Below are 11,570 nucleotides of genomic sequence, written 5' to 3' on the forward strand. Positions count from 1 at the left end.
ATTTAATCCTTTCTATTTTTTAAAGAATAGTTAGAGACGAGGATGCATAAGACAGTAAAAGTAACTGCTACTATTATCCAAGGCATTAATTTGAATTCAGGTATAGAAAAATTATTTGATAATACTTCATACTGTTTTGCCATTAAATAGTATGGATAACAAATAGGGTACAAATACCAAATATCTAAATTTATCATAATAACTGACGGGACTAAAGAGAGAACGTTAATTCCTAATGCCACTACTTTAGATTTTATTACCGAATTAATCATCCAAAAAAAACACAGCATTGGTAAAGAAGACAAAATCATTAAAATGCTTGAACTAATAACTAGTTTAAAATCAGCAAAGAAATTATAGTTCTGTTGGTTAGATACAAAATAAGCAACTACATAATATATTAAAATTAACAATAAAGTTTGAACTATACAAATTGTTATTACTACCATCAATTTATTGAAATTCATCTTCATAATATTAATTGGTAAAGTTCTCATTTTTAATATCCCTTTATTCGTTGTTTCAATATTCGAAGTCATTAAAGTCGTCACTATTAAACTCGCCGGAAAGAGCATCCATGTTACAGCCATCATGCCTTGTAAGAAAAAATAATCTTCAGGAGAAATCGTTAAATTACTTAACTTAATATGTTCGAAACTTTCAGCTGCATTAAAATAAGGTGGAACCCAAATGATAATAGCTGTAAGAATTATGATTGACAATATATTTGATCGTTTAATCTTTAGAAATTCTATCGATATTGATTTCATTATTTCACTCTCCTGACTTTAATTACAATAACTTCTAGGATTATAAGAACGACTGTCCAAACCACTGAAGCAACCATTAAGATAAATATTTGGCTTCTTGATCTGTCATAAATTGTTTCTGCATACATTGAGTATGGTAGTGTTTTAAAAACAAAGGCTCTTTGACTTAGTATTCCTGAAATAAAATAACTGATAATGTTGAATCCTAAAGGTATCCAAATATTTTTTGTGAGTGAATTTAAAAAGATTGTCATTGCGATTAGAGAAACTGAATAAATCATAAAGCTTATATTGTTAATTAAGAATTCCCATAATAATGAACCAGAGTCACTGTTCTTAAAAAATGAATATACCATCATCGAAAAAGTTTGGATGAAAGTTACCAAGGTAATTCCTATAAAAATGATAACTATTTTGTATATAAAAGAGTTTATTTCCTTTGTAGGTAGGCTTCTCATTTTCTCAATAGCTTTATGTTCATGTTCATTAAAATACATTAATGCACCCGAAGTAAATATAACTAATGAGTTAATTAGACTTATAAAACCCCAATTTAACATGATTGAATGGTATGCAGTTGTTGACATATCTTCTGGATATAACGACGGAGCATAATAATCAAACAAAATGGGTAACACAGCACCTAAAATAGCTGAAATTATATACATATAAGTAATTTTGGTTCTTTTCAATTTCATTAGTTCAATTCTCATTTTGAATACCTCGCATACTATTATCTGAACTAATTAACGATAAAAATGTTTCTTCCAAGTTTCCAGTTCTATAACCTAATTCTTTCATATAATTTTGTAATTCTTTAATCTCTCCCTCAAAAAGTAATTTACCTCTATTTAAAATACCTAATCTGTCTGACATCAGTTCTATCTCTGAAAGTAAATGTGAGGATACAATAACAGTTGTATCTAACTTATCAGGAAGTGTTTTTATAAGATTTCTAATTTCATGAACTCCAACAGGATCAAGCCCATTGGTCGGCTCATCTAGAATTAAAATAGGCGGTGCTCCAATTATAGCCGATGCAATCCCTAGTCTTTGTTTCATACCTAGTGAATAGTTATTAGCTTTTCTATCTTTAAATTCAGTTAAATCCACTAAATCTAACGCTTCTTCCACTGAGGATTGGGGTAATTTCAAAATTCTTCGTATTATTTCAAGATTTTCTTTTCCAGTAAGATTACCGTAAAATGCTGGTTCTTCAATTAAAGATCCAATAATTGACAATATTTTATTTCTATCCTTAGGATATGTATATCCATTAATTTCAAAAGTCCCATTTGTAGGTGTTGTCAACCCTAACAAAATCTTCATAAGAGTAGATTTCCCTGCTCCGTTTGGACCTAAAAGACCATATATCTCCCCTTTTTTTATAGTAATATTAATCTCATTTACTGCCGTAAAAACTCCATAACTTTTTGTTAACTTATTAGTCTGTATGATGTTCATATTTATCTACTCCTCTCATTGATAAGACTAATATACATTCACATCCATACATAAACCTTGAGTTTACCTTACGATAACCTTACATTTTATTCTAAAAAATATATTAATAACATTTAAGTGGTATTATATAGAATATGGATAATTAAAAGGAGGATATAGAATGAAAAGTCTTGGAAATATACTGAATAGAAAAATACTTATAGTAGATGATGAATCTGAAATTCTAATTATGATATCTGAGATTCTTATGTCCTATGGGTTCAAATACCTTTACACCGCTAACTCTTATCAGTCAACACTTGAATTATTAGACCAAAATCTACTTGATCTAGCCATATTAGATATCATGTTACCTGATGGAAATGGGTTTGATCTATTAAGAGAAATTCAAACTACAAATGATTCTAATGATTTTCCTATATTATTTTTAACCGCAAAGGATAAGGATGTTGATAAAATACATGGTTTAGGGCTAGGCGCCGATGATTACATAACAAAACCATTCAATTCAAAGGAATTATTATTTAGAGTTATAAACGTATTAAAGCGCACTTATAAAAATGATACGAAGCAAATAATTCTTAAAGACTCGGTGGTTGATTTAGAGAAAGCAATTGTCCGCAAAAATTCAGAAGTGACAAATCTAACTGCTACTGAATTTATAATAATACAGTATTTGTTTGAAAATTCTGGGAGAATAATTACTAATGATCAAATCATTGAAGTTGTCTGGGGGAAAGATTCATGGAACTATGAAAATTCACTAATGACTCATATTAGTCGATTACGTCAAAAGATTGAATTAGATTCTTCAAGTCCAAAATCATTAATAACTATAAAAGGTTTAGGCTACCAACTTAATACGGAGGATTAAATGGATAATGTTTCTTCTTTAATAAAAAAAAGTTTTATAATAATTTTTAGTACATTAATATCAATATTCATATTAAATTTTCTTTTATTTGTATTCACTACATTCAATTATTCTTCAGACGAGATGTCACCATACTCAGTAGCGGATAAGATTGCAAAAGAATTCTCTGCTAATAGCTATCAGTTCAGTAGCGAAACTGAAAACTATTTAATAGAAAACAATATTTGGGCTATTTTTATTAATGAAAATAATCAAGAATTGGAGGCAAAAACTAATAATAGTCCTCCTGACATTCCAAAAAGATTCTCGCTTAGTGATATATCCGAATTAACATTGGGATATATATCGGAGCATCCAACATATGTGGGAGAAACAGAGAGAGGAATTATAGTTTTGGGATTTCCTAAAAAAGAGTATTGGAAATTAACTACTCCTACATGGGACTATAGTTTCATTTCATCAATTCCTCAAAATGCATTTTTAATGCTTTCGGTTAATATAATCTTAATTATCATAATATACTTCTCTCTTACTAAAAAATTAATTAATTCTATAAAGCCTATTGTTGAGGCTATAAAAGAACTTTCAAATAATCACAAAGTTGAACTATCAGAAAATTCATTATTGACTGATATTGAGAGGCAAATAAATCGAACTTCACAGATTCTTGAATCTCAAAAATATTTAATCCAAAAAAAGGACAACGCAAGAAAACAATGGATTACAGGTGTTTCACATGATATAAGAACCCCACTTTCTATTATTTTGATTAAAGCAGAAAAAATAAAGCTCTTCTCAAATTTATCAGGATCACAAAAGGAGTATTGCAAAGACATTTTAAAGCAGGGATCCATAATAAGAAATCTTATAAATGATTTAAATCTTGCAACTCAATTAGAGCATAATTTCAATAATTTTCAATTCTATCGAATTAATCTTGGAAAACTAACTCGTAGGGTTACCGCTGATATACTAAATGATTCTTCATACTCAGAAACAAATATTGTTCTCGATAATAGTATTAGTACATTGACCTATTGGATAAATGGAAATGAGCGTCTATTGTATCGAGCAATGATGAATATTATTTATAACTCTCTGAAGCACAACCCTCATGGGTGTACTATTTATATTAAAGCTTTTTTAGATAATGATTCATGTTCATTACTTTTCGAAGACAACGGGATTGGAATTTCGAATGAACAACTTAAGAAAATTAAGTTGACACAACATAATATTGATGTCACTGAAAATAGAGATAGTATTGGTCACGGTTTAGGTTTAAAGATCATTAATAGTATTATGGAGTTACACAAAGGTAAAGTTAATATTGGAAGAAGCAATTTATATAAAGGCTTTAAGACTGAATTAAAATTTTACAAAAAATAGCTGGGGATAATTTAACGGAAATTTCAAGTTGAAGTTAGCCACCTATCGTAAACATTGTGTTACCTACTAACTTACTGTATTGGTCTATCTAGTCAGTGCTTGACAATGAGCTGAGGCATGATAGGGTCATTCCAAGGCTGGCCTCTGCCAGCTTCCCAGACTTTCAGTCATGCCGAAGGAGGCTCGTTGTCAAGCACTGACGAGTCCTTCCTCTTGTCTTGCTTTTTTGAAGGCTTTAGTAAAGACTTCATGAGGTGTTTGATAACCTAATATTTTCCTAGGATAATCATTCATCCATTGTTGAATTCTCAAACAATCGCGTTGAGTTAAGTCACTCATAGAGTTACCTTTTGGAATGAAACGACGAATGAATTTATGTTGATTCTCACTCGTTCCTCTCTCCCAAGAGGCATAGGGATGCGTAAAGTAGACATCTAATATCTCAGATAACCCTTCGTGGAGTCCTGAAAATTCTGAACCGTTATCTGATGTGATACTCTTAAAGATACACTCAAACTGATCACCTGCTCGTTCTTTCAAATTCGTCACTGCTTTATCGACTGATTCAGCATCTTTTCCGTCAATTTTTAGAATGACTTCAAAGAGTGTTTGTCTTTCAACAAGCGTGAGTAATACCGGCTCGGATTCTGTCTTATTCCCTATAACGGTGTCGATTTCCCAATGACCAAATGTTTCTCGAGTATCAATTGATTGAGGGCGTTCTTCAATGGAAGTTCCAAGCACTCGCTTATTACGACGAACTTTTTGACTAGGGTTCTTTATCTTACGAGAAAGTTTCTCTAATAAATCGATATTTTTAGTCCGCATAATACCGCTATCAATCCAGTGGTATAAAGTAGTGGTACAAGGAATTAGTTCGTTTGCGAATAAGTTGTAACGATTCGCAAAACCAACCACCGTATCGGGTGACCATCCATCTTCTAACATCTTTTGATCAGCCCAATCAATAAAGTCAGTGGAATCAACCCATTTAGGACGTCTGCCTGAATTTTTACGTAAGTCTTCATAGCGTGATTGAGCAAGTTTTGGGTCGTAAACCTGGTAGGTATAAGTATAAACTTTACCCCCTTGTTTTTGACGACGGATTTGACGAATTGTCCCACGTTTTATTTCATTGTTGATTGTTTGTGGGGCACGTTCAATAGAATTAGCAATGTGACGATTTGAATAGTTTTCATGTACCAAAATTGAAATTTGACACCGTTCTTCATAGGTGAGATGTTTGCCTTTATGTGATGATGTGCTAGAATTAGTATACGTCATGTGATTTCATCCTTATCTATTGAGAGTGTACTAACTTCATTATAAAATCCGCCTTTTAATACCAATCCCACTTATCCTTACTTTCTTTATAGGTGCCTGGCTAGATATTTAATAATTAGTGAAGTTAATAGATACTCAAAAACCCGCTAGCAGAAATTTGCTGGCGGGTTTCTTCATTACACTTAATTAAATTCAACTGCTACTCCAAAGTGATCGCTCACGACGGGTTCTTTTTTGCCATCAAAAACAACTCGGCAATTTTTAACTTCTCCCGGGTAATCCGTAAAGATATAATCGATTCTTTTTTCATCCGTATGGCCTTCCCATCCGTCAATAGCACTCAAAACGGTTGCAGATCCAATCTTTTCTTCTGCCTGAACATAGGCATCTTTTAATTGAGGAGCCGTCGTTTTTATATAGTCATAACCTTCATCTCTAAGCCTCGCCTCGTTATTAAAATCACCCATAAAAAGATGAATCTTCTGACTCTCTTTTTCAATATGAGGAAGCGTATTATCCCATTCATACTTGAATAAATGATCACCTGATGGATCTAACCACCAAGAGTAGTGGCATGAAAAGACTACCCATTCTTTACCTTCAAGGCTTACATTACCTTTTAGAACTCTTCTGGTGTAGTGATTCGCATAATCCGATATTTCAGACACTAAGAAACTTTCTGGACTGAAAGGTGTTTTGGATAAAATAGCCACACCTTCATCGTACACATCATAGCCAATATGATTGGCTGTCCAACTCCAATAGTAATGAAGTCCACGCTCTTTTAGCAACTGAACGATGAGATATGCAAAGTTATCTTCCTTTATAGCAACAGGATACATTTCTCCAGAAGCTTGGATAAATAAATCGTCCACAATTTCTTTCGCTTCCATCGTTTGATTAATTTCCTGAAGAGCGATAATTTGAAAATCTTCTTTGGTAATATAATCAACGATTTGTCTTAATTTTAATTCTGGATCCTCTTCCATCCATGAATGCGTATTCAGTGTTAAAACGTTCAATTTATTTCTCCATTCTAACCTATGTTTCTTTCATTCACTCGACCAATCTCTGTATCTTCGGAGATATCATTCGTTTGAATGAACTTAAAGTCTTGATTTTCTGTCAAGTTCGTAAAAACAACCATGATAGTGGTATCTTTTTCTGCTTTTTTAATCGAAGCCAAGTCCATTTCAGCTATTTTATCTCCTGCAATGACTTCTTGACCTTCTTCAACAAAGATTTCAAAACCTTCACCTTCTAATTCAACTGTATCTATTCCTAAATGAATAAGTACTTCAATTCCACTTGCTGTTTCAATACCAATTGCATGTTTGGTTGGGAAGACACTTTGAATTGTACCATCTACTGGAGAGACGACTGTATTTGATGAAGGGTTCACTGCATAGCCGTCACCCATCATTTTCTGAGCAAATACTTCATCATTTACTTCAGTAATCGGAAGCACGTCACCTTTTGCTACAGGGAAAATTGCTGTTGCGAGTCCTTTTGAATCTGTAGCCACTACTTCCTTTTCATCCATTTCAGATGTTTTATCAAGTTTAGATTCTGGAATAGGTGCATTAGAGCTCAATACATCCATAATATCAGATTTTAAGACATCTGCTTTCGGTCCATAAACTGCTTGAACTCCTTTATTTTTCTTCACAAGCCCCATTGCGCCTGCTTTTTTCCAAGCGTTTTCGTCTCCAACAGAATCAATATCATTAACAGAAACACGTAAGCGAGTCATACAAGCATCTACATCTGTAATGTTTTCTTTACCACCTAATAAGTGAATAATATCATACACTTGTTGTGTAGCATCTACAGGCTCTCCATTTTCAGATGCTACTTCTCCACCTTCGTAATTTCCATTACGTCCTGGTGTTGCATAATTGAATTTCTTAATTAAGAAGTTTGCAATAAAGTAAGTCAATATTCCGAATAGAAGGGTTACCCAAACAAAGTTAATTAAATCCATACCTAATCCCGCACGAATCGCTAATGGCGTACGTGTAAGCAATTCAATGTTACCAAACGAGTGAACACGTAAGTTTACGATATCAGCCATCGCAAATGCTGCTCCTTGGATTACCGCATAAACGATATACAAAGGCATAGCTGCGAACATAAACATAAACTCAAGTGGTTCTGTAACACCTGTTAAAAATACAGCTAAAGCAGCTGATACATACATTGATTTATGTGTTTTTCGTTTGTCTTTATCGACATTTTTATACATGGCATAAGATAGACCCATTAAGATACCTGATGATCCAATCATTTGTCCGACTTTAAAACGAGCAGGGACTACATTATTAAATAATGTTTGATAAGTTGCTGTATCACCAGCAGCATCTAAGTTAATTAAATCTCTTACCCATGCTAACCATAGCGGGTCTTGACCGAATACCATAGCACCCTGCTGTGCACCAGTTAATACTTCATAGGTTCCTCCAAGAGGTGTGTAGTTAATTGGAATAGTTAACATGTGGTGTAAACCAAATGGTAATAATAGACGCTCTAATGTACCAAATAAGAATGGAGCTAAGACTGGAGCTGATTCTTGTGATCCAGCAATCCATACACCGAAACTATTAATACCACTTTGAATAAATGGCCAAACAATCGCTAATACAATTGAAGCAATTAAAGACCATAAGATAACAACAAATGGTACAAATCGTTTTCCGTTAAAGAAGGATAAGGCATCGGGTAGTTTTCTAAAATTATAATATTTATTGTAAGCAACCGCTCCCATAAATCCCGCAATAATACCGACGAAAACCCCCATATTTAAAGCTGGTGCCTCTAAAACACTAACAAAATAACCATCAATTGGTATTTCTGCTCCAAATAATGTTTGTGTTACTGCATTTGGGTCAGCTAACATTTCACTGGTTACGCCAAAAATCGCTCCTGTAATTCGGTTAATTAGAATAAAACTGATCCCGGCAGCAAAGGCACCCCCAGCTCTATCTTTTGCCCAACTTCCACCGATTGCTAATGCAAATAAGATATGTAAGTTTCCAATAATTGCCCAACCAATATTCTCAATCACACTACCAATCGAAATCAAAGCTTGCATATCTGGATTAATTAGAGGAAGTGATCCACCAATACTAATCATTAATCCTGCAGCTGGCATAACAGCAATAACGCCCATTAAGGCTTTCCCGAATTTTTGCCAAAATTCAAAATTAAATATTTTTTTCATCTTTCTTCTCCTTGTCTTCTTTTATTTTTTATATTTCTAAAAAAAATGTGAATCTGGTATTATCACCTTCCATCTTATTCATTTATTCCCATCATAATGACTACTACACTATAAACAGTAAAAACGATTTCAATTTATTATACTTTTTTAGACAAACGTTTTCATAAAATAGTTCATTTTAGTAGTAATGTATAAAACTTATAGCGTAAGATAAATGATGGGTTCTTCTTAGATCTATTCAAGATATTAATAATTCTATTCTACCGTATAACCACAATGTTTTAAAGAATGATGCCATCTTATAAACGTTTAGCAACACTCTTTATGTCTTTGAAATATAACATGAATTACATAAATATTCTACTAAAAAAATAAGTTAATTTAAAAATACTCTTTCAATTTTTCGTATTTGTAAGTTAAAACCCTGTAAAATAGCGCAAACGTTTGCATTTATTTTAAATATATTTTTTCAGATTCTGCGACGTAATCAGTGCATTAAGAAATACTTTCTCAGTATAATTAATAAAGAAACTATCTTTTCACTAGTGTTGCATTAAAATATTAACCTGTTCCATGGCATAAAAAAATCCTTTATACTAGTACTTGGATGACTTATCCAAGACCAATACAAAGGATCTATGCATGGATAAGTATAAAACAAAAATGACAATAAATAAATGGTTTTCGTATATTAAATTAGAACAATTAAGCTTAGATTCTCGTCAAGCCATCGAACAATTTGATCGTTATGCAAAGAAATTGACATTTAAGAAAGTAATAAAGCTCTTTCTGTATGCCATTAACGATGAAACCGAAAGTTTACGACACCTAGACCAACAACTTGTCAATCCGAATTTGAAAAAAGTAATGGGGATAGACTCTATCAGTTACTCTCAGCTTTCTCGTGCCCTACGGGCACTTGAACCAAGTGTATTACTGGAGGTTTTTAATCATTTACTTTTTCTTTTGCATAAAAAGACGAAGGTAAAGTCGAAAGAAAAACTCTATCTGATTGATTCCACAACCTTTTCATTTAGCAAGAATTCCTATCCATGGGCGCATTTTAGACCGACAAAAGCTGGCATAAAGTTACATTTAAAAGTCTGCTTCATGAATGAACGTTGGGTGCACCCTGAACAATTTGAAGTATCTCCTGCTTCTGAACATGATCATGAGCACTTAGAGGTCTTTATCAATGAGCCATTGGCTACATACGTTTTTGATCGTGGGTATCTTGATTTCGCTCAATTCGATCAAATGCATTGGGATGGGTATTTCTTCGTTTCTCGGATTAAGAAGAATACGAAGGTACATGTGCAAGGCCATCTAGACGTTCCTAAAAGAACGGGTATTATCAGTGACCAGTTGGTTCAATTGGGCAGTCAAGTCTACTTGACGAGTCTCTTTCGACTTGTGACGATAGAAAGAAAGCAGCAAGCCAATTTAAGAATTATCACCAACCGCATGGATGTATCAGCTGAAGAGATTAGTAAAATGTATCAATCACGATGGCAAATCGAGCTCTTTTTCAAGCATATCAAGCAACACATGACGATTAAAAACTACTTTTCAAAGTCAGAAGAAGGTGTGGAAAATCAAGTCATACTGGCACTGATTGTCTACTTACTGACTTTACTCATCAAGCTTGAATTAGACTTAAAACAAACAGTTTTCCACGTTTTAAGGCATTTACGAGCGTTACAGTATGAACCGTTCGAATTATTTAAGGAAATATTCGAACCTGACTAAGTGAAAGAAGCCGCAAATCGATTTATCTACAACTAAATTAGTCAAAAAAATTATGGAAAAAGTCATCCGCTGCGCCAGCATTTGACTTTTTTGAAATTTTTAACGAAAACTACATGTGATTTAATTAACAATAAACAAGTAACAGTGATTTTCAGTTTTATGCAACACTAGTGCTTGATTATATAAATCCATAATAGGACTTAAATATAACTTTTCATCATTCAGACATTTGAATTCGGTAATGTCTGTAACAAGTTTTTGTAATGGATGAGGTGTCATAAACCGACGATTTATTTTGTTTTTAGCGACTTTACCGACAGGTCCTTTGTAAGAATTGTATCGACGAGATCGATTCGTAAACTTTAGACACTGTAGCCCTAATTGTCTCATAATACGAAGAACGCGTTTATGATTGACTTTATAGCCTCTGGCTCTTAATTCAATTGTAATGCGTCGATAGCCATATCGCTCTTTATGTTCCTCAAAGATAGCTTGGATAAGGTCTTCAAGCTCTTTATCTTTATGAGGTTTGGTTTTCTTCGCGATATGATAATGGTAAGTTGACTCTGGTAATTCTGTCACATATAAGACATCTTTGAGTTTAAAGCCTATTTGGGTTAAGTCATAGACTATGTCTGTTTGTTGTTTGCGCGTGGGTCTTCTAAGCCTAGCGCTTTTAACTTTTTTAAGTATCTTAAATTGTCAAATTAAGTGCAACACAGTTTTATAAAAGATTTCATAAGGTGTTTTCCAATTCAAACATTTTTTGGGACGTGTATTTAATTTCGTTGCCCAACCTTGTATCTCTTCATCAGTTGCA

General features: G+C 33.1%; 10 protein-coding genes and 2 pseudogenes. 3 read left to right on the forward strand and 9 right to left on the reverse strand.

The features are described 5' to 3' along the window. Positions 1–2: 2 nt before the first annotated feature. From FEZ33_RS04705 to FEZ33_RS04715, 3 genes are read right to left on the reverse strand one after another with little or no spacing between them, the layout of a single operon-like run. The gene (locus FEZ33_RS04705) at positions 3–770 is read right to left on the reverse strand and encodes an ABC transporter permease (protein WP_138404248.1); all 768 of its coding nucleotides are present in this window, start codon (positions 768–770) and stop codon (positions 3–5) included. Further along, a complete protein-coding gene (locus FEZ33_RS04710) occupies positions 770–1,483 on the reverse strand; it encodes an ABC transporter permease (RefSeq protein ID WP_138404249.1) in 714 nt (237 codons plus the stop codon). The genes FEZ33_RS04705 and FEZ33_RS04710 overlap by 1 nt, the downstream gene beginning before the upstream one ends. Next, on the reverse strand, positions 1,473–2,234 hold the full coding sequence (locus FEZ33_RS04715; protein WP_138404250.1) for an ABC transporter ATP-binding protein: 762 nt from the start codon (positions 2,232–2,234) through the stop codon (positions 1,473–1,475). Before FEZ33_RS04715 ends, FEZ33_RS04710 begins: the two co-directional genes overlap by 11 nt. A 160-nt stretch (positions 2,235–2,394) precedes the next feature. On the opposite strand from FEZ33_RS04715, the gene FEZ33_RS04720 reads away from it, so the two are divergent. Beyond that, entirely contained in the window at positions 2,395–3,108 is a 714-nt protein-coding gene (locus FEZ33_RS04720) for a response regulator transcription factor (RefSeq protein WP_138404251.1), read from the forward strand. Continuing rightward, a complete protein-coding gene (locus FEZ33_RS04725) occupies positions 3,109–4,497 on the forward strand; it encodes a sensor histidine kinase (protein ID WP_138404252.1) in 1,389 nt (462 codons plus the stop codon). A gap of 189 nt (positions 4,498–4,686) precedes the next feature. Here the strand turns inward: FEZ33_RS04725 and FEZ33_RS04730 are convergent, their stop codons facing one another. From FEZ33_RS04730 to FEZ33_RS04740, 4 genes and pseudogenes are all read right to left on the reverse strand, one after another. Continuing rightward, the gene (locus FEZ33_RS04730; protein ID WP_138404253.1) at positions 4,687–5,781 is read right to left on the reverse strand and encodes an IS30 family transposase; all 1,095 of its coding nucleotides are present in this window, start codon (positions 5,779–5,781) and stop codon (positions 4,687–4,689) included. Positions 5,782–5,963: 182 nt separating this feature from the next. Beyond that, on the reverse strand, positions 5,964–6,803 hold the full coding sequence (locus tag FEZ33_RS04735; protein WP_138404254.1) for an endonuclease/exonuclease/phosphatase family protein: 840 nt from the start codon (positions 6,801–6,803) through the stop codon (positions 5,964–5,966). A 14-nt stretch (positions 6,804–6,817) separates the two neighbouring features. Next, entirely contained in the window at positions 6,818–7,324 is a 507-nt protein-coding gene (locus FEZ33_RS13050; RefSeq protein WP_438943004.1) for a PTS sugar transporter subunit IIA, read from the reverse strand. A 20-nt stretch (positions 7,325–7,344) separates the two neighbouring features. Continuing rightward, positions 7,345–9,001 (reverse strand): annotated as a pseudogene (locus FEZ33_RS04740) (PTS transporter subunit IIBC); the annotation flags it as partial. Positions 9,002–9,643: 642 nt separating this feature from the next. Between FEZ33_RS04740 and FEZ33_RS04745 the strand changes: the two are divergent. Further along, complete coding sequence (locus tag FEZ33_RS04745) at positions 9,644–10,750, forward strand: IS4 family transposase (protein WP_138404256.1); 1,107 nt, start codon at positions 9,644–9,646, stop codon at positions 10,748–10,750. A gap of 120 nt (positions 10,751–10,870) precedes the next feature. On the opposite strand, the gene FEZ33_RS04750 is transcribed toward FEZ33_RS04745, so the two are convergent. Then, positions 10,871–11,332, reverse strand: coding sequence for an IS3 family transposase (locus FEZ33_RS04750; RefSeq protein WP_171031284.1), 462 nt, complete (start codon positions 11,330–11,332; stop codon positions 10,871–10,873). A gap of 120 nt (positions 11,333–11,452) precedes the next feature. Beyond that, positions 11,453–11,570, reverse strand: a pseudogene (locus tag FEZ33_RS04755) (IS30 family transposase); the annotation flags it as partial.

The sequence above is a fragment of the Ruoffia tabacinasalis genome (assembly GCF_005864045.1).
GTDB lineage: Bacteria > Bacillota > Bacilli > Lactobacillales > Aerococcaceae > Ruoffia > Ruoffia tabacinasalis.